This window comes from Paenibacillus sp. FSL F4-0087, from assembly GCF_038020215.1.
Classification (GTDB): domain Bacteria; phylum Bacillota; class Bacilli; order Paenibacillales; family Paenibacillaceae; genus Paenibacillus; species Paenibacillus taichungensis.
Genome location: NZ_JBBODJ010000001.1, coordinates 1501655 through 1519543 on the forward strand (window position 1 = coordinate 1501655; position 17889 = coordinate 1519543).

General features: G+C 45.2%; 20 protein-coding genes. 11 read left to right on the forward strand and 9 right to left on the reverse strand.

The window, feature by feature from the left end; genetic code table 11:
* The first annotated feature begins 172 nt into the window (after nt 1-172).
* Both MHB84_RS07210 and MHB84_RS07215 read left to right on the forward strand, forming a co-directional pair.
* Entirely contained in the window at nt 173-1162 is a 990-nt protein-coding gene (locus MHB84_RS07210; protein WP_076290196.1) for an LCP family protein, read from the forward strand.
* Between the two features lie 161 nt (nt 1163-1323).
* Nucleotides 1324-2574, forward strand: coding sequence for an acyltransferase (locus MHB84_RS07215; RefSeq protein WP_076290197.1), 1251 nt, complete (start codon nt 1324-1326; stop codon nt 2572-2574).
* Between the two features lie 51 nt (nt 2575-2625).
* Here MHB84_RS07215 and MHB84_RS07220 read toward each other — a convergent pair whose 3' ends face one another.
* A complete protein-coding gene (locus MHB84_RS07220) occupies nt 2626-3357 on the reverse strand; it encodes a hypothetical protein (protein ID WP_076290198.1) in 732 nt (243 codons plus the stop codon).
* Between the two features lie 220 nt (nt 3358-3577).
* On the opposite strand from MHB84_RS07220, the gene MHB84_RS07225 reads away from it, so the two are divergent.
* On the forward strand, nt 3578-4525 hold the full coding sequence (locus MHB84_RS07225; RefSeq protein WP_076290199.1) for a hypothetical protein: 948 nt from the start codon (nt 3578-3580) through the stop codon (nt 4523-4525).
* Between the two features lie 36 nt (nt 4526-4561).
* Nucleotides 4562-4822 (forward strand): NHLP leader peptide family RiPP precursor, encoded by a 261-nt coding sequence (locus MHB84_RS07230; protein ID WP_240343015.1) that lies wholly within the window; start codon nt 4562-4564, stop codon nt 4820-4822.
* 77 nt (nt 4823-4899) lie between these two features.
* Here MHB84_RS07230 and MHB84_RS07235 read toward each other — a convergent pair whose 3' ends face one another.
* Complete coding sequence (locus MHB84_RS07235; protein ID WP_076290200.1) at nt 4900-6801, reverse strand: sensor histidine kinase; 1902 nt, start codon at nt 6799-6801, stop codon at nt 4900-4902.
* 164 nt (nt 6802-6965) lie between these two features.
* Nucleotides 6966-7247: a hypothetical protein gene (locus MHB84_RS07240; protein ID WP_076290201.1), complete on the reverse strand. Its 282-nt coding sequence runs from the start codon at nt 7245-7247 to the stop codon at nt 6966-6968.
* A 144-nt stretch (nt 7248-7391) separates the two neighbouring features.
* Between MHB84_RS07240 and MHB84_RS07245 the strand changes: the two genes are divergently transcribed.
* The 3 genes from MHB84_RS07245 to MHB84_RS07255 all read left to right on the forward strand — a co-directional run bounded on the left by MHB84_RS07245 (nt 7392) and on the right by MHB84_RS07255 (nt 8370).
* A complete protein-coding gene (locus MHB84_RS07245) occupies nt 7392-7553 on the forward strand; it encodes a hypothetical protein (protein WP_017690239.1) in 162 nt (53 codons plus the stop codon).
* 200 nt (nt 7554-7753) lie between these two features.
* Nucleotides 7754-8122: a hypothetical protein gene (locus MHB84_RS07250; RefSeq protein WP_076290202.1), complete on the forward strand. Its 369-nt coding sequence runs from the start codon at nt 7754-7756 to the stop codon at nt 8120-8122.
* 38 nt (nt 8123-8160) lie between these two features.
* Nucleotides 8161-8370, forward strand: a complete 210-nt coding sequence (locus MHB84_RS07255; RefSeq protein WP_076290203.1) for a hypothetical protein — start codon at nt 8161-8163, stop codon at nt 8368-8370.
* A gap of 182 nt (nt 8371-8552) precedes the next feature.
* Here the strand turns inward: MHB84_RS07255 and MHB84_RS07260 are convergent, their stop codons facing one another.
* The gene (locus MHB84_RS07260; protein WP_076290204.1) at nt 8553-9764 is read right to left on the reverse strand and encodes an MFS transporter; all 1212 of its coding nucleotides are present in this window, start codon (nt 9762-9764) and stop codon (nt 8553-8555) included.
* Nucleotides 9765-10021: 257 nt separating this feature from the next.
* Here MHB84_RS07260 and MHB84_RS07265 point away from each other — a divergent pair, with 257 nt between their 5' ends.
* On the forward strand, nt 10022-10669 hold the full coding sequence (locus MHB84_RS07265; RefSeq protein ID WP_076290205.1) for a peptidylprolyl isomerase: 648 nt from the start codon (nt 10022-10024) through the stop codon (nt 10667-10669).
* Between the two features lie 145 nt (nt 10670-10814).
* Here the strand turns inward: MHB84_RS07265 and MHB84_RS07270 are convergent, their stop codons facing one another.
* The gene (locus tag MHB84_RS07270) at nt 10815-10997 is read right to left on the reverse strand and encodes a hypothetical protein (RefSeq protein ID WP_024632483.1); all 183 of its coding nucleotides are present in this window, start codon (nt 10995-10997) and stop codon (nt 10815-10817) included.
* Between the two features lie 128 nt (nt 10998-11125).
* Here MHB84_RS07270 and MHB84_RS07275 point away from each other — a divergent pair, with 128 nt between their 5' ends.
* Together MHB84_RS07275 and MHB84_RS07280 are read left to right on the forward strand one after the other, a co-directional pair.
* Nucleotides 11126-11383, forward strand: coding sequence for a YqkE family protein (locus tag MHB84_RS07275; RefSeq protein ID WP_076290206.1), 258 nt, complete (start codon nt 11126-11128; stop codon nt 11381-11383).
* Between the two features lie 159 nt (nt 11384-11542).
* Complete coding sequence (locus MHB84_RS07280) at nt 11543-12337, forward strand: SDR family oxidoreductase (protein WP_076290207.1); 795 nt, start codon at nt 11543-11545, stop codon at nt 12335-12337.
* Between the two features lie 156 nt (nt 12338-12493).
* On the opposite strand, the gene MHB84_RS07285 is transcribed toward MHB84_RS07280, so the two are convergent.
* Complete coding sequence (locus MHB84_RS07285; protein ID WP_076290208.1) at nt 12494-13255, reverse strand: YwaF family protein; 762 nt, start codon at nt 13253-13255, stop codon at nt 12494-12496.
* Between the two features lie 226 nt (nt 13256-13481).
* Between MHB84_RS07285 and MHB84_RS07290 the strand changes: the two genes are divergently transcribed.
* The gene (locus tag MHB84_RS07290) at nt 13482-14456 is read left to right on the forward strand and encodes a ring-cleaving dioxygenase (protein WP_076290209.1); all 975 of its coding nucleotides are present in this window, start codon (nt 13482-13484) and stop codon (nt 14454-14456) included.
* Between the two features lie 102 nt (nt 14457-14558).
* On the opposite strand, the gene MHB84_RS07295 is transcribed toward MHB84_RS07290, so the two are convergent.
* The 3 genes from MHB84_RS07295 to MHB84_RS07305 all read right to left on the reverse strand — a co-directional run bounded on the left by MHB84_RS07295 (nt 14559) and on the right by MHB84_RS07305 (nt 17813).
* On the reverse strand, nt 14559-15272 hold the full coding sequence (locus MHB84_RS07295) for a stalk domain-containing protein (protein ID WP_076290210.1): 714 nt from the start codon (nt 15270-15272) through the stop codon (nt 14559-14561).
* Nucleotides 15273-15520: 248 nt separating this feature from the next.
* Nucleotides 15521-16366 carry a hypothetical protein gene (locus tag MHB84_RS07300; RefSeq protein ID WP_076290211.1) on the reverse strand — a complete coding sequence of 282 codons (846 nt, stop codon included), beginning with the start codon at nt 16364-16366 and terminating at the stop codon, nt 15521-15523.
* 169 nt (nt 16367-16535) lie between these two features.
* Entirely contained in the window at nt 16536-17813 is a 1278-nt protein-coding gene (locus tag MHB84_RS07305; protein WP_076290212.1) for a methyl-accepting chemotaxis protein, read from the reverse strand.
* Nucleotides 17814-17889: the final 76 nt, after the last annotated feature.

Here is a 17889-nt window from a genome sequence, read left to right on the forward strand (position 1 = left end):
ATACCTCCATTACACAAATCACGATTATTTTTTACATAATAAATATACACTAACTATTTGTCAAACATGTCGCCTAGTAACCGAACTTTCGAAATCAAAGAGGACATTTCTCTTACTTTTTGTTAAACTAGTTTGGGTTACATAATAGTTCATTCATAGAAAGGTGAAGATTATGCTTAAGAAATGGTTATGGGGAACATCCCTAACCCTGGCACTTGCCATAGCCGGTGTCATTGTATATTACGGATACTCGATCGTTCATTTTGCCAATAGCATCTCAACTGCTTCCGAGACTTCCACTTCTGACACAAACCAAAATACGGACACTCCAACCACCCCTGTTCCTAAATGGGAAGGGAAGGAACGAGTTAACATTTTGCTGCTTGGAGGTGATACCAGAGGGGATGATGCCGGCCGTTCAGATTCGGTCATGGTCGCTTCCATCGATCCGGTATCCAAGAAAGCCCATCTCTTCTCTGTTCTGCGTGATACATATGTTGATATTCCGGGACACGGAAAGAGCAGACTCAACGCGGCCTTCTCCTACGGCGGAGCGGAATTAACCAAACAAACGGTCGGTGACTTGCTCGGCATCCCTATCCAGCACTACGTGTATACCGATTTTATCGGATTTATGGCGCTGGTTGATGCTGTAGACGGGATCGATATCGATGTAGAGAAAGACATGTATTATACCAGCAAAGCAGATAAACATATGTACGATATTGATCTCAAAAAAGGGCTTCAGCATATGGACGGTAAGACCGCCCTCCAATATGTCCGATTCCGGCATGATGCCACATCAGACTTTACGCGTACCGAACGGCAACGGATTTTCATGACTGAGCTGGCCAAGAAGATGCAAAGCACGACTTCACTCTTCAAGATTCCTGAAATATTGGAAGCTGTCGCTCCATATATCGAGACAGACCTCAGTCCAACACAGATGTTAAAATTAGCTTCGCTCGGATTCGATATTAACGTGAATGAAATCGATAAACAGCAGATCCCTCCTAACAAGCTGCTTACCAATGAGCTTGCAGGTTCTGCCCAGGTACTCGGTGTTAATAAACCGAAACTCCAAGCATACATTCAGAATTTGTTTGAGGAAGATGCGAAATCTCCAGAGGATGAATCAACAAAATTACAAGACTTAAACTAAATGGAATGGAAACAAAATGAGGCAGGTATCGCAAAGATACTTCGACTAAAAGATGGCTGCTGCCATCTTTTTTTGTACCTATTTCCCCCATTTAATGCAGTCTTAATGTTTAACAGGTACCCTTAAATGATGAATTCCGGTTACACGAAGGAGGGTTACACGTGAATAAACCGCGAATCGTGGAATGGACTCAACTGCGCGCCCTTGCATTTCTCGCTATTGTGATGCAGCATAACATTGCAGAATATATATATCGCGCTGATATTGAACAACCTGATTCCATCATGCTGACCATGATTTATCATCTGACTCGTTTTGGTACACCGACATTCGTCTTTCTGTCCGGTGTAATGCTGTTCTATCATCATAGTCATACCAAACCGGATTACCCCAAGTTTATCCGTAAGCGGTTTGGAGATATCTATGTGCCCTTTGTGGTATGGACGTTCATCTATTGGTTGTTTGTCCGGGTATTCACGCCCGAGTTCTGGCTTTCGGGTATGCCAGATTTCCGCAGTCTTGTTCGTGAACTGTTCCTCCCCCAGACGGGATATCATCTGTGGTTTGTAATTATGGTGTTTCAGTTCTATATTCTGTTTCCCCTGTTTCTTGCGGGAGCCAAGTTCATTCAGAAACGTATTGAAAAAGTTACACGCTTCACCCCAATGCAATCCGTCATCACGCTGATTCTCATTGGGATGGCATTATACACTTTACTTATGAAATGGTCCTACTACGATATGGGCGGATGGACAGCTTCCTTACCCCAACCTTGGTCGGGTTTGCTGCAGTATCGCTCTTATTCATGGGTTATGTACTGGTTTTACTTTTTGTTGGGCGCAGTCTGTGCCTGGTCAGTGGATAGTTGGAGAAGTTGGACCGCAAAAGTATTGCCCTGGATGGTCTGTCTGTTTATCGGCATGTACATGTGGCTTGGGTATGATGTGCTGCGGGGATCGGGTGATGTCGTTAACCTGAATATATCAACCTATCTGAAACCAACAACATTCATCATCATCATGGCCCAGATGTTCATGTTCTATGGGTTCCTTGTACTGCTGCGTGGCAAAGATACACCATTTCAGCGTCTCCTGACGTGGATTGGCCGATATTCCTTTGGTGGCTATCTGGTTCATGCACTGGTTATCTACTGCATTGCGTATATTACCCGACCACTTACGCTAAGCGGATGGCATCTACCGATTACATTGCTTTCGTTTCTTGTCACCGTGGCAACGTCTCTTGCAATCAGCTGGGGACTTTCCCAACTTCCTGGCTCTCGCTTCACCATAGGATTACAACGGAAGAAACGCCCAAGTCCCCGTTTGCATGATACTGTTTCTGCAATCAGAACAAGTTCATCCGAGCGTAATCCGTCAACTAGCGCAAATCGCAGTCTGGAAACCAGATAATCCTGGTTGAATATAGAAGAAGCGTCTCCCTTCGTGGAAGACGCTTTTTTCTTACTTCACTTCTGTGGAAGCGGATCGACCGGGTACAGGTTCGTGAGGACCAGGAGCTTGATGTGCATTGCCCTTCTGATTAACGAACCTTTTCAGGTCACCCGTCAACTGCTCCTTCAGCTTGTCTACCAACTGCGTTTCACTGATGCCTTTTGCCTGAGCAATCTCAGCTAGTGATTTCCCGCTTTGAAGCTGCTGATGGAGCTGCTCCGGGGTGATGCCGAGAAAACGTGCAATAGCGCCCTTGTCCATCATTGGATGTCTGTTGCCATGGTGAGCGAACTCACGTCTTAACTCCCGCAGTGGTGTGTTGATTACCTTCTTCAGCTTCGTATCCATACCTGCTTTGGCTGCTGCTGCCTGCTCTTTCGTGAGACAGCCTTCTTCGGCTGCTTTATCCAATCGCTGAGAGAGCGAAGGCTTCAGCTTCTCCAACAATTGATTTTCACTAAGTCCCTTGCGTTCCTTAGCAATCTGAGTCAACGTTTTGCCAAGCTCCATCTGTTCCTTTAAATCACGGAGCCCAATACCGAGCAGGTCTGCGGTTTCTCCAATCATAAACAGGCCATGACCTGCTTGCATGCATGGCTTCTTCTGGTTTGTGGAAGAGGATGGTGTAGCCCCATCTTCAACAGATCCATTTGGATCAGCGGATGCCGTATAGCCGGTTGATGCTGTTATAAATACGGCTGCCAGTCCGGCTGCCATCCATTTTTTCCATCTGTATTTCATTTCTCTTCTTCCTTTCATATGTCAAAATCCTGTGCTCTCTTAGTTTGAGCCTAACTTCCGCTTTTTTATGCCATAAAAATACAAAATGTCATTGTTTTTTTCACAATTCATCACAAAACCTCCTATTTTTTTCAATTCATTTCCGGTATACTGAAAGTAACTTCATGATCTAGTCGAAAAGTCCTTAATTACTTTATTATGGGAAGGGCGTAACCAAACGATGCGGAGAGAATGGTTTGATCCGTTTAGATCCGATGTGGAGGTGGTGTTCGCTGCAGCAGAGCAGCTGGTACAGAAATATCCTGAACCAATGTCAGAACATGCACTAGAACAACTTCATTTGGTCAATCCGTTGTTACGAGATTCGGGTCACAGCTACATCGGCTACATTATTCCATTGTGGATGCAGCTCTCAGATGGTCTACCTCCAGAGAAGGCACACAAACTAAGTACTGCTTGTCTCCTGCATATGCTATATTTTCTGAATCAGGATGAAGTTATGGACGAACAGCCAGAAGATGTAACACTGAAATTATCACTGGGTAATCTTTACTACGTGGATGCGATCTGTGCCTATTCAGAGCTATTCAGCCTTTCTTCCCCGTTCTGGACGTATTTCAGACAGTATGTGGAGGATTGGGCCATGAGCGTCACCGGTGAGAATTCCATCGATTATTTCAAGAGAAGCCCGCTATTAATCGCCCAAAAAGCCGCCCCACTTCAACTTGGAGCTGCTGGCTCACTCCTTCTTTTGGAACAGGAGCGTCGCATTACTCCGGTATGTTCTGCCGTCAACATTGCACTGATGACTCTCCAGATGACAGATGACTTCACAGACACGAAACAAGATGCTGTGCATGGAAATTACAACAGCTTCCTCTCCCACATATCCGCAGCACTGGAACATAACTACCCGGCTCATCCTGTAAGCGAACGTGTACATGATAATGTATACAATACCCAATTGATGAACTCCTATGTAGACATTGCTCAGCAATATAACATCAGACTAACATCTTCTAACTCGGGAATTTCGCATCTCGAAGCATTTAATTCCTACTTATGCGGCATTCTGGGACAAACTGTTCACGACATTGAACAACACAAAAAAATGCTTTTTCAAGGCGGGTTTCATTACTGGATCAGCGATAAACAACATTTGTCCTAATCACCAAAGAAGAGCTGATACAGTTGAATTTTAAATATGAAGGGAATGTTGACGATGATGGTATCAGAGAAAACGTTGCACGAGGATATTATTGAAAAGGCCTGGACTGATGAGCACTTCAGACAACAACTGCACTCCAACCCGAAGCAAGCGCTTCGCGAAGCATTTGGCATTGATATTCCTGAACACATTCAAGTCCGTACCGTTGAAGAACAACAGAACGATTATGTTCTCGTGATTCCTCCCAATCCATCCAAAGTGGATTATGACGTAAATTGCGGACCGTGGAGAAGCTAAACGGATTAGATTGAATATGTGATTGATCGACATCAGGGGTAGCGAACCAAAAAGCCATCGTACACTTCTGCCGCTCGTCATTCGACGAACGCAGCAAAAGATACAACGGCTTCTGTTCCTACCCCTTTTGTGCTTGTAAAGCTGATCTGCCCATGCATGGCTTCAACGATTCGGAAAGTCACCATCATGCCAAGGCCTGTCCCCTTAATTTTATTCGAGAAATAAGGCTCCCCAAGGCGGACCAGCGCTTCCTCATCCATACCCTCTCCATTATCTCTAACATGTACCTTGATGATCCCGTCCTGGGCATAAGCCCAAATATCAATCTGACCCTCTCCTTGCAGAGCTTCTATACTATTCTTAATAATATTAATAAAAGCCTGCTTGAACTTGGAGGAGTTCCCTCTAATCCATAGATTTGGTGGAATATCAGTTGTTATTTTGCCACCTTCCAGATTAGCCATCGGTACAAGAATGCCTTCAATATGATCAAATTCATCCGCGATATTTAGAGAGACAATATGATCGAACTCCGGTTTGGCAAAGGTTAGGAAGTCGGTAATAATGCCGGATGCCCGATCAAGCTCCTCCAGAGCTATCCGCACATACCCTTTGTTTTTGTTGTCTTCCTGCTCTGTCATAAGCTGAAGGAATCCTCGTGTCACCTGCAGTGGATTACGAACCTCATGAGCAACCGACGCCGCCAGTTCGCTAATGATCTCCATTTTCTCGGATCGCTGCAATTCATTATTGAACAATTCCAACTCTTTCGAGTATTCAAGCACTTTGGTATGTTTTTCAGCAAATCGGCTTCCCAGTATGGCAATAAGTGAGATAATAAAAGCAACCATGGACCATTTCCACCATATCAGATGATATGTTCCATTACGCTGGTAATACCAGAGTAGTTCAGCAACACTGATTAAGGCAAATGTGCCAAATCCCGTAGCCAGCAAAAGAGCTTCCCGGCTACGTTGAAGTGCTTTGGAGATGGTGCCGATCATTAAGATGCTCAACAGGATTACAAGAACAAATCCAATTACATTCTGAACCAACAAACTATAGAGCATGTCCCATTGACCGCCTGAAATAAAATCAATCATCAGGGCAACCACAGCTACTATAGAATAGATGAATTGGAATTTTCTTAGTTTGGTAAAGATGCCATAACGACCTGGTCCGATAATTTGTTCAAAAAAATAACAGAGTGCAGGCATGCCCATCAGCATAGCCAGGTCAAACAATACGGAATACAGATTACCGTAAACCTGATAGAACGTATATAAAAACTGTGAATAGGTGATAATCATCGTTCCGATTGAACCCATCACGATACATAGCGAAATCCACAACCCTGTATGGAATTTGCCCAGGAAAAAAGTGCAACTCAGCATCGTTAGAGCCGTGAACACAAAGGTCGCTCCCAATATTACATCAAGCAGTCCATTGTGAATGTATTTTTCCTGTAATGTAGCATAAGGCCCAACCTGAACTGTTCCGTAGATGCCAAGTCTTCCTTTTTCATTCTCGGACCATACATACAGTTTGCCACCTGAATTCTCACTCGAAAGGGGTAACAACACAGCGTTGTTATCATAATTGTAATGATAATTCTCATACACCCTACGATCATCCAGATAGATTACAATGTGGTTCCCTTTAATATTTTCAAAACGGATTGCCGAGCTATCTTCGTTTATTTTTGGAATGGTCAAACGAGTCCACATGGAACCCGAAGGAGCCTCTTCGCTGCTATATTCCAGCTTTTCTGAACCTTGCTTCTCCCAGATCTCCTCTGAACCTTGAACCTCACTGATGAATCCCTGATCGTGTACGTTCCCCCATTTTACTTCCCATCCCGTAATGGATACAGGTTTGTCAACTTCTCCTGCAGTCGCTGAGACGAAATCATGCGGCAAGCAAAGAATATTCAACATACTTATCCATAAGATGATGATAGCTTTGGGCACATTTTTCATTCACAGCACCTCAAAGTTCTTATTTTCTCTATCCCTCAAGTTCTCTCATTTATCATTCGCCACAGTTTGACGTGTCACCTTCTTGTAGGGAAATGAAAATTCACATTTTAGTAGATTTATAGTTTTATTTCCATTTTATTGATAGATTTCGAGTGTTTTCTCCATTATCCGCGCAGATCTTCGAACTGGTTCTCAATCATTTCGCGCTCTTTCTGTTCAATCTTCGTACGATATTCCAACCACTGCTCCGTCTCCTCATCGTCATAGATCGTCCATATATCCGAGAAAAGATAATCCCGCAACTGGACAATCTGTCCTGACCATATCCCGCCTACCCAGAACAGCCCGTCCGGACGGCGTATAACGGTACGGGAAAACCCGGGCGTAGACGCTTTTTGCCCGATTCGGATTTGAGTGATCATATTGCCCAGCGTATACCAATCCAATTGGAATCCCTCCCTCATATATCCATGTTTCATCATATCATAGGCCAAAGATGAAAAGCTGTAAAACTGATCTCTGCGATTCAATCGTCCCTTCCGGGTGTAATGTTCCTCAAAGCAAACACTTACCATTGAGGAGTGATTCAAATGAATGAGCCACACAGAACGGTAGAGGTAGAACATAAGGATGTCCAACACAAATCGGATTCAAGTATGGTCGCTTCCACGTTTATCAAGTATGCGGCTTATATCATTATTTTCTTTGGATTTCTGTACTTTTTGGTCAAATATGTATTTCCAAAATTTTAAAGCCTATACGTTGAATCTGTAATCCGTACATTGTTCACTTTCATCTTATATTCATATTTTGGGAACACAAGGGAATCATAAGTTGTGCGAGATTACAATGTTAGCCCTTTGGGTAACTACCGAATAAGAACCTTTACTAGATAACTGCCCAATTAAACAAACAACCATTAAATATAATCCACTAAAAAGGAGTGCTACTTATGTCAGACAGACCGATTAGTAATGAAGAGAGCGAACGTTACTACGACCGTTATCAGAGGTCACGTGATATTCCACTGGAAACCGAAGTTCCTGAAGGCGACATAGACACTTTTGATGAAGTTACGGGGAAACGTATCGATACCGAAAATACAGTGAATCCGCCACTTGTAGCGGCTACGGAAGAACCGGAATTGGAGTCACGAACAGCGGAGCCTGCACTCGAATCCGTCCCTGATGCTGATCTTATCCAACCGAATAGTCCAGTTGATCCTGCCGCACCCGATCCCAATGCGCTTCACGGGACGGACCTGTTAAACGGCGCTGGGGCAGATGCCAAACCGGAGAGCGATATTCCACCACGGCGTTAATCCTCTTGTCACAGCCTGAATTAGGAGGTGCAGTCACGATGAAGGATAATCATAAGCGACAAGTACATGAGCCCGATAATCTGGTAACCGAACGAGATATTGATCCGAATTTTGGATTATTCACGGAAGATTCCTTTCCGGAAGCCCTAGCAGATGAGGATCAACTTGATGCTGTTGAACATGCCATTCCAAAGGAAAACAGTGAAGGCGTTGAAGGTCCACGAAAAGATTCATCCTGGGATGAATAGGAACGCATTACAGATTCATTAAGAATATAGGAAACCTCTTGCTCAAGAGGTTTCTTTTTGCTTTAATTTCGTAATAACAAAGGCTGTATCCTGAAAAAGAGATGGCTACCGTATCCGTACGGTGCCATCCCTCTCTCTTCTATCTGATAAACCGTTTAACGTTTTACGTTTTACGTTTTTGATTACTTCGCCAAAGGTTTGCCCGATCCCGGCAACTTCTCCTCCAGTCGGGACCATTTCGCTACAATGGCGGTAATCAGCAGCGCCACTCCATTGATGATAAAAATCCAACGAATCGGCAACCAGCCACCCAGAACACCACCGATTATCGGCCCCGCCATCGTACCGATCTGGGAAGCCGACTGATTCAGGCTGAATGCTCTTCCCCGGAAGCCAGGTTCAGTCACTTGCACAATCATTGCATTAATCGCCGGGAACACCGCAGCAAAGAATAATCCATACACAAAACGCAAGATGCCGAATCCAATATAACCTGTAGTGAAAAACTGCAGCAGGTTACCAATCGCCCCACCAACGAGGCCAATGATCAGAACTTTGCCATATCCGATTCGTGAACCGATCTTACCCCAGCGCGGCGCCATAATAACCGTAGCTACACCAACCGCAGAGAAAATAATTCCCGAGCTAAGTGAAGCACGATCGGGCTGAATGCCCATTTCCATCACGTATACGGTCAATAATGGCTCCAGAATCATCACGGAGAAGGTACAGATACCCATCATGCCAAGCACCGTAATAAACAATCGATTGGCCCTGGCTTCACGGATGTCATCCATCACATGAGAACGTGCCTTGTTCCTGTTGAAGTTCTCTTCTTTGACCCAGAAGGTTGCGATCAACGCCGAGACCAACACTACGATGCTGGAAAATAAAAACGCATTCCGGTTGCCATAATAGTGGCTTACGACCCCACCAATCAATGGACCGATTATGCCTCCTGTTGCCCCGGCTGTTGACATGATACCAAGTGCATACCCAGTCTTCTCTTCCGGTGTATTGGTACCGACCAGTGCAATCGCCGCCGGAACAAACCCCGCGAGCAACCCCTGAAACAAACGAACCACGATTAGTGAATAGGGGTCCTGCACAAAATAATTGATCAAATACAAAACCGCAAGGCTGTACCCCGACCGGATCAGCATTGGCTTGCGCCCGTATTTGTCAGCCAGTGATCCCCAGAAGGGAGACACCAGCGCACTTGCCAGAAACGTGATGCCAAAGGCAAGCCCTGACCAGAACTCCAGGTGATCACGAACGCCCAGATCGCCACTCAGAAACAAAGGCAGAAATGGGATGGAGATTGAATAAGCGGTGCTACAAAAAAACACACCAATCCACAAAATCACCAGATTACGCTTCCACGAGAAGTCCATATACCCGCACGCCCTTTCCGTTAATGACGTCGGGACTGCCGTGTATTGGAGCGGACGGAACAGACCCGTACGTCCCTGACTGCGGAAGCATTTTCCTTATTTTACACCTCTGTAAGCATTTACACCATCCCTTATCTCCCATAATATCCTGCCTTGCATTGCCATCTTGTCCGCAAAAACGGTATGATAGTTGAGGGATTATCCGAAAATAATTCTGACTAAATATATTATGCAGAGATGCAAGGGGGAACGTTCTCATGTCTTTTCGGTGGAAAAAAACAACAGCTGTGTCGCTGGTTCTAGCGATGCTGCTTATCGTCATTAGTGGTTGTGGGCGCCCTGCAAGCAGCGCGACGGAAACACCTGCTCCAGTAGAGCCTACTGGTCCTAATCCTGTAGCCACAATTGAAATGTCAGATGGGCAGAAAATTGTCATTGAGCTCTATCCGGAGATTGCACCAAATACGGTGAACAATTTCATCTCACTCGCCAATAAAGGTTTCTATGACGGTCTGATCTTTCACCGCGTCATTCCAGGGTTCATGATTCAGGGTGGTGATCCCGATGGCGACGGTTCAGGAGGTCCTGGTTATGCCATCAAAGGAGAATTTACATCCAATGGTCATAAAAACCACCTTAATCACACGCGTGGGGTTATCTCCATGGCGCGGACAAATGATTTGGACTCCGCAGGCTCCCAGTTTTTCATCATGTTAGCTGATGCCGATTATCTGGATAATGCATATGCCACATTCGGTAAAGTTACAGAAGGTATGGAAGTCGTTGATGGAATCGCTGCTCAGGAAATAGGCGCACAAGACAAACCGGTTACCGATCAGGTGATGAAAAAAGTCACTGTCGACACCCACGGTCTGGAATATCCAGAACCGGTAAAAATGCCTTAACCTCTGTAAGACAAACAAAAGCTCTGTCCTGCGTATTCACGCAAGGCAGAGCTTTATTCAATGTTAGCGTTTACATAAATGACTTTATAAAAAATGCCCTCTTCTGGCACAACTCTATATGCAGCAGCTCTGCAACCCGCAGGTCTCAATACATCCATCCCATCAAACGCAACCAACCGATGATCGCAATCCATAACGGACAGCTGAAAGCAACACCCCATGCAAGCCCTTTCAGTAAACTACGGTTTACTTCCACGAACAACGACTCCTTTCTCCAGGGAATAGTCGCAGTATCGGTAATAATATATGAATTTATACCCGTTTTCATTCGTCACGTAACCTCCTATTTCCTGCTTTTGTCCCGCAGTTTCATGGAATGGGTTTGGTGAACCTGATATAATAAGTTTACTGAACGATAATGGAAGCTGATTCATGTTTTTGAGAGGAGATTATTCTATGGCAAAATCCAAAAAACACCCCCCTGCTCCCAAAGCAGCACAGGATAAACCGACCACCCTAAAGGATCTGCTGAGCAGTGATGTGTTAGAGAAACTGAAAGCTCAGGCCGATGAAGCCAAGGCTGCGGAGGCAGACCGGAAAGAGCAGGAACGCTTGCAGGCGGAAGAAGCGCGTAAAGCTGAACAGAAGCGAAAAGATAATGATTTTGAGTACCTGTTGAATAACAGTTCGATGGACTGGAAGAAACATAAGTAATTTTGTAGCAATCAGATCATCATGATATCTAAATGATAGAAACAGGGCCGTTTAACGGTCCTGTTTTTTTGGTATCGTACATTTGATTCATCACTCATATGTCGGGTATGTAGAAGTAGAGAGAGTTACTGATAATTCATACGATACGGAGGGATCAGGATGACTGAACAACGTTTGCAAGGGAAAGTCGCGATTGTAACCGGAGGTGGCTCAGGAATTGGTCAGGCAACAGCTATTCGTTTTGCTGAGCATGGGGCCAAAGTGTTCATGCTGGATCGTACCCCTGAGAATGCAGAGAAAACCAAACAGACGATTGAAAACGCAGGCGGAGAAGCCCACGTCATTGAATGTGATATATCCAAACCGGACAACGTACAAAAGGCAATCAATCAGGTAGCAGAGCAAGCCGGTCAGCTCGATATTGTATTTGCTAATGCGGGCATTAACGGCACGATGGCTCCTATTGAAACGATGGAACCTGAGGACTGGGATCAGACGATGGGCATCAATATGCGCGGCACGTTCGCAACTGTGAAGTACGCCATCCCCCATTTGAAAGACCGCGGAGGTAGCATTATTATTACGAGTTCCATTAACGGTAACCGCGTATTCTCTGGCATCGGCTTCTCTGCATACGCTTCCAGTAAAGCAGGTCAGACCGCGTTTACGAAGATGGCTGCATTGGAACTGGCCCGTTACAAAATCCGTGTCAACGCGGTCTGTCCGGGGGCCATTGATACCAACATCGGTGACAACACCTATCCTTCGGACGATCTGAAAGAAGTACAGATTCCAGTTGAGTTTCCGGAAGGTCATGAACATCCACTCAAAGGTGAACCTGGAACGTCGAAGCAAGTCGCCAATCTGGTGCTCTTCCTCGCTTCCGATGAATCTTCCCATGTGACCGGTACCCGGATCTACGTGGATGGAGCGGAATCTTTGCTCCGTGGATAAAAATTAGAAACATGTCCCATGTGGAGTTAATAGCCAAACATCCCGCAAACGATCTGGATATCCAGACCGCTGCGGGATGTTTAGTTTTAAATATATCTTTGTAGAAGAGCGAAGAACAGCTCCCTCTGCCTACCATTGGTATGGGATGACTTTTAACTAGAGCGCAGAACTCTTTCCTCTCTTCACTCGATTATTCAGCCGCTCCGGAATCGCAAAGAGCAGGACGTACATTAGGGAGAACATGACTAACGCCAGTACCTCTTCCCCAAGAATGTACAAAGGATAAGGTCCCAGCATGTCGAGAACTGAAGGTGTATCCGGTTTGTGTCTCAGGAACATATAATTAGCGTCAAGCAGGACGTCCACACCGTATACAACTAACGCAGCCACATTCACAAATATCATCGACCCCACAACAGTTCTCCAGCTTGGACGAAGCTGTTCCACCCAAGTCATATAGAGCAACGCCAGAATAATACAAGCGTGAGCCGTAAAAAATTGAATGAAACGAAAATGTTCATAAGCATAGCCAAGATTAGGCGTTACGATCGCCATCAAGGCACCAGCTATTCCTGCGAACAGCAATGCAGAATGCAGCAGTCTGCTGCGTGTCAATAATAGCAGCGCAGATAACAATAGTGACAAACTGCATAACTCCAGCGGCAATGAAGTCTTTAGACTCCACACATCCCCATATATGTACCATATCTGAAGCACAATCTCACAGCCGAACATGACACATGCCAGAGCAATCCGAAAGCTACGGCGTGTGTTCGGTGCCCAGGACCGCAGCCAATTCCGAAACAGGAACATCAATATAATTAATGCAGCAATAAGGCTAATCGCCCATAGGTGCGAAGTGGAAAACAGTATAAACGGTTCTGCGTCATAAGGGTCCAGCCACGGTGGATAAGCCACGCTCCTCTTCACTCCTTTATGTTACACAAACACAATATATCTCTTTAATGTTAACTTTTTCATTTTGTCATTGAATGAGTGTACTGTCCAGATGGAATTCTAAATTAGGATTGTATTTTAAATATCTTTATGTTAAGATAAATTCAACAACAAAACAAACTAAAAGTTAGTAACTTTCTTAACGGAATATTATAAAAAATAAATTAACCACCAGGAGGAATTTATAATGCAAATCAAAGGACTTCACCATGTATCTGCACTGACCGCACACGCCGCTGAGAATTATCGGTTTTACACCAACGTCATGGGTTTGCGATTGATCAAAAAAACAGTCAATCAGGATGATGTTTCGGTCTATCACCTCTTCTATGGAGATGAAAAAGGGAATCCCGGTACCGAGCTTACTTTCTTTGAAATTCCAATGGCCGGACAGACACGTGAAGGCGTGAACAGTATCTCAGCAACGTCACTTCGTGTTCCTAACGATGCAGCCCTTACGTACTGGCAACAGCGTTTTGACGAATTCGAGGTTCCTCATGGAGAAATCACTGAACGTGGGGGGCGCGCCACTCTCTCGTTCACGGACTTTGAAGGACAACGTCTGATCCTTGTTTCTGATGAACACAATACAGGTGTTGCCGGGGGCAAACCTTGGGATCAAAGCCCTGTGCCTGTAGAGTATGGCATTGTCGGCTTAGGCCCAGTCCATCTTACCGTTAGAGATACGTCCCTTACCGCTCCAGTTCTTACCGAACTGCTCGGCTTCCGTCAAAAAGGAACCTATCCTGCTTTTGTCGAAGGCCAACCCGATGTACTCGTCTTCGAATCCGGTGAAGGTGGTAGCGGCTCCGAGGTGCATGTCGAAGAACGAAATGACCTTACCCAAGAACGCCCTGGACGAGGCAGTGTGCACCATGTTGCCTTCCGCGTCGATAATGAAGAAGAACTGAAACAATGGGTAGAACGGGTTCATAATTTCCGATTCCCGAATTCCGGTTTCGTAGACCGTTTCTACTTCCGCTCCCTGTACTTCCGTGAAGCCAATGGCATTCTGTTCGAGCTGGCAACCGATGGTCCCGGCTTCGACACAGATGAAGAACTGGCTTATCTTGGAGAGTCCCTGGCATTGCCTCCATTCCTTGAAGGTCGTCGTGCAGAGATTGAAGCGAATCTCAAACCGCTCGATACCATAATTCGCTAACCTGATCATACGTCCCAAAAGAACAAAAAACGATTATCGTTATGACAGTCCGGAATAACCGTCCGGCTGGTGCATAGGCGATAATCGTTTTTAATATCTCGTTTATTTTTTGGTTAAATATGAGGTCGTCAATGGAACAAACAGAGAGGAGCCCGGAGCCTCATCAACGATTTCAACAAAGATGAAATCCGTGCCTGCAACATCCACGTCTACCCCAATCAAACCGTCTTCAGGGGCAAGCGATACTGTCTTGAGCGTTGTATTGTTTTCGTCCATAATCTCAAGCTTCTGTGAACCGCCAAGAACAGCCAAATCGAGATGCAGCTTGGCATACTTTTTCTGGGTCATGACTTGGAAGCTCTTGCCTTGCTTGGCTGTGTCGGTATGCAGGTATACATCTTTGTAATCTTTGCCTTTATACGCCGTTTCGGCCGGATCCTTGGTATGCCAATCCGAGGTGCCCAAGGCTGCAGTTCCGAGCGAACTTAATGTCAGCTTGCCGGTTTCGGATGGTGGTACAGATCCATTATTGCTGCCAATGTTAACGGATGAGGTTGCGCTATCATACGTAATTTCTGTACCCAGTAGCGTGCCGACTGCACGCACTGGCAAATAGGTCGTTCCGTTATAAGTAATTGGCAATACCGTTTTGCCATTGGCATCTTTGGCTGTTACCGTTGTCCCATTTAATTTCAAAGATATCTTGCTGTTCAAATACGCTTTGATCGGTTCCAGACCCGTTGCTGCAAGTGCCCCAGTGCCGATGCCGAGTGTTAGTGTACCCACCATTAAACCCAATACGACCTTCTTCTTCATGAATGATCCCTCCTAAAAGTATGAAATAGATGAGTTCCATCCTTTATACATTTAAACGACTAAAGTGCTTGTGTCAACCATTTCATGGTAAATTCTTGGAATGAAATTCGATTTTGGATAGCACAAAGTGAGGCTAAAAGTACATCATTTTTTTCAGCCTCACCCGTTTCCCTCTGTCATTTCAGATCGTGGGGACATATTTTTTTATCATTGTTCTCAGCAATCCCGCTCTTCTCTAAACACTCGATTCAATCAAAAGATTCATAATACTCATCTTCATACTCTTCCGTGCTGTATTCCAAGTCCACGGCCTGCCACTCGCCATCTTTATAGTCATAGGCAAAGTTCAGATCACCGTCATACAAGCCCATACCGTATGCACCAGATGCCGACGCAACCAACTTGCTATTCTCCACACTGTAATAAACAACACCGCCGAACTTGAGCTGCTCGTTATACACTCCCTCGCTCGTGTCTTCCTCCATCAGGGAAGGTTCTGAATGAACACCATCAACGGTAACGTTGACCGTCACCTGACCTGGTTTAATACTGACTTTCGAATTTACATGCTGCTTCACAATCTCATCCAGTGATTGCATCTTCATCTCTTCCAGGGTTTCTGGATCGATAATATGCGCTTCACCCAGATAGATGCCTGTTCCATGACCGGCTGTAAACAACACAACAATCTCCTTCTTGCCATCTCCATTCAGATCCAGTTCGTGCACTTCGGGTTTGTAGGATCCGCCTTCTCCTTGCCATTTACTGAATTCACGTTTCTTGCCGTTCACTTCTAGCACCATTCCGTTATATATATATCCTGAACCTTCAACTTTCATGGGGTATAGTCTTACATTCTCATTTTCCGGAGCAACCGAGACGTACTCTCCCTTAACAGGAATTGATTCCTTCGTTGTAAACGCTGCTTCATTCATTGTTTCTATATTGGAAGCCACGACCGCTGAGGTCTGGCTGGATTGATCATCTATGTTAAGCTGTTTTTGCGATTCATTCATGGTTCTGGCAGACGAAGTTGTACTAATCGTCGCTACCGCCAAAATAATCATCAGCAGGATACCTGTCCAAGTTTTCAATATGCTGGGCTCCTTAATCTGTAGTGGAATACTACCATTATATCTTCATTTATCGCCCAAGCGTTGCGAATTTGTTAATGTTTCATAAAAAAATCTTTACATATTTCAGTTTCTACGAAAGAATGTTCGGCTTTAACCATAATAAGCAAAAAAACACCCCGGAAACAGCTCAAGGCTGCATCCGAAATGCTTTCGTTTTGTCCATTAATCGATCTGTTAACTGTCTCAGCTCTTCTGCCGAGGATGAAATCTCCTGCATGATTGCCGTCTCTTCATGTGCCGCATCCATAATCCGTCTCGCCTCATCCGAGAATGATCCGGCTTTCCCTTGAATCTTTTTCACATGACCGTGCGTTTGTTCTACGCGGCTGGTCTGTTCCCCAATTTTGGATCCGATTTCATAAGCGCCCTTCATAAACACTTCTACCGTACCTGTAAGTTCCTGCAACGTCTGATCAACAGAGATCGTGCGCTCGGATTCATTCACGACGAGGCCATGCTGTTCATGAATCAGTTGAGCTGTATCTTTAATCCGCTGCTGTACGCGGCTGATCAGCTCATTAATCCGATGCACCGATTGTTTACTCTCATCTGCCAGCTTACGAATCTGCTGAGCAACGACAGCAAAGCCCGATCCCTCTTCTCCCGCACGTGCAGCCTCAATGGAAGCATTCAGGGCAAGCAGCCCTGTTTCCTCTGCAATGTTTTTGACAGACTGAGTAATGGCTTCAATATCCGAGGCTTCCTTCTCAAGCAGCACCATGATGTCCCGGGACCGGTTGTGTGACTCCGTCAGCTCGTCCATTCCTTTCATCAAAGAAGAGAAGGTCTGCTTCGTATGATCTACCGAACGTTCCATCTGGCCGGACATCTCTGTCATCCCAATCGACTGACTGTGCATACGCTGAAAATCGTTCAACATCTCATCTGCTGTAATCAACGATTGATGTGAAGTCGTCTTCTGCTCCTCCACACCCACAGCAATATGATCCACCGCATCAGACATCATCTCGATCTGCTCCGCTGCCTGGGCAATTGCTTCGCTTAGTGACTGGGCATTCTGAGAGGTTGTACGTGTACTATCTGTAATATCGTTTACAATACTTCTCAAATTGAAAACCATTACGCGAAAAGCATCATATAATACAGTAATTTCATCCTGTGTTCGCCGCTCTGGAATCTCGGCCGTCAAATCCCCCGATGAGACTTGTTGAGCCGCACGGGACAAATGCACAATTGGACGAGTCAACCACCGAGAGGCAAACCAGCCCAGGATTGCGTTCCAGCATACGCCCATGACAAGTACGATAGAGATATATAACCAGCTTGGCATGGAGAACGAGAGCCAGTCCTGAAGGAAAAATATAAAAAAGCCGCTAGTTCCGTACGTAATCAGTGAAATCAGTACCAAACCTGCGACGGTTTTTGCGCCTAAAGTCCATTTCATATTCACACCTCATAGTCCTTTTTTCCTATTTTACCAGTAGATAACCAAATAACATGTGATATAGATCACTGAAAAC

Excerpts from the sequence above, each read along its gene's own strand:
- MHB84_RS07250 (WP_076290202.1), top strand. The coding sequence starts at position 7,754 with ATGTCAGACAGACCGATTAGTAATGAAGAGAGCGAACGTTACTACGAC.
- MHB84_RS07245 (WP_017690239.1), top strand. The coding sequence starts at position 7,392 with ATGAATGAGCCACACAGAACGGTAGAGGTAGAACATAAGGATGTCCAA.
- MHB84_RS07255 (WP_076290203.1), top strand. The coding sequence starts at position 8,161 with ATGAAGGATAATCATAAGCGACAAGTACATGAGCCCGATAATCTGGTA.
- MHB84_RS07235 (WP_076290200.1), bottom strand. The coding sequence starts at position 6,801 with ATGAAAAATGTGCCCAAAGCTATCATCATCTTATGGATAAGTATGTTG.
- MHB84_RS07290 (WP_076290209.1), top strand. The coding sequence starts at position 13,482 with ATGCAAATCAAAGGACTTCACCATGTATCTGCACTGACCGCACACGCC.
- MHB84_RS07275 (WP_076290206.1), top strand. The coding sequence starts at position 11,126 with ATGGCAAAATCCAAAAAACACCCCCCTGCTCCCAAAGCAGCACAGGAT.
- MHB84_RS07210 (WP_076290196.1), top strand. The coding sequence starts at position 173 with ATGCTTAAGAAATGGTTATGGGGAACATCCCTAACCCTGGCACTTGCC.
- MHB84_RS07265 (WP_076290205.1), top strand. The coding sequence starts at position 10,022 with ATGTCTTTTCGGTGGAAAAAAACAACAGCTGTGTCGCTGGTTCTAGCG.
- MHB84_RS07305 (WP_076290212.1), bottom strand. The coding sequence starts at position 17,813 with ATGAAATGGACTTTAGGCGCAAAAACCGTCGCAGGTTTGGTACTGATT.
- MHB84_RS07270 (WP_024632483.1), bottom strand. The coding sequence starts at position 10,997 with ATGAAAACGGGTATAAATTCATATATTATTACCGATACTGCGACTATT.
- MHB84_RS07225 (WP_076290199.1), top strand. The coding sequence starts at position 3,578 with ATGCGGAGAGAATGGTTTGATCCGTTTAGATCCGATGTGGAGGTGGTG.
- MHB84_RS07230 (WP_240343015.1), top strand. The coding sequence starts at position 4,562 with ATGAAGGGAATGTTGACGATGATGGTATCAGAGAAAACGTTGCACGAG.
- MHB84_RS07280 (WP_076290207.1), top strand. The coding sequence starts at position 11,543 with ATGACTGAACAACGTTTGCAAGGGAAAGTCGCGATTGTAACCGGAGGT.
- MHB84_RS07295 (WP_076290210.1), bottom strand. The coding sequence starts at position 15,272 with ATGAAGAAGAAGGTCGTATTGGGTTTAATGGTGGGTACACTAACACTC.
- MHB84_RS07220 (WP_076290198.1), bottom strand. The coding sequence starts at position 3,357 with ATGAAATACAGATGGAAAAAATGGATGGCAGCCGGACTGGCAGCCGTA.
- MHB84_RS07260 (WP_076290204.1), bottom strand. The coding sequence starts at position 9,764 with ATGGACTTCTCGTGGAAGCGTAATCTGGTGATTTTGTGGATTGGTGTG.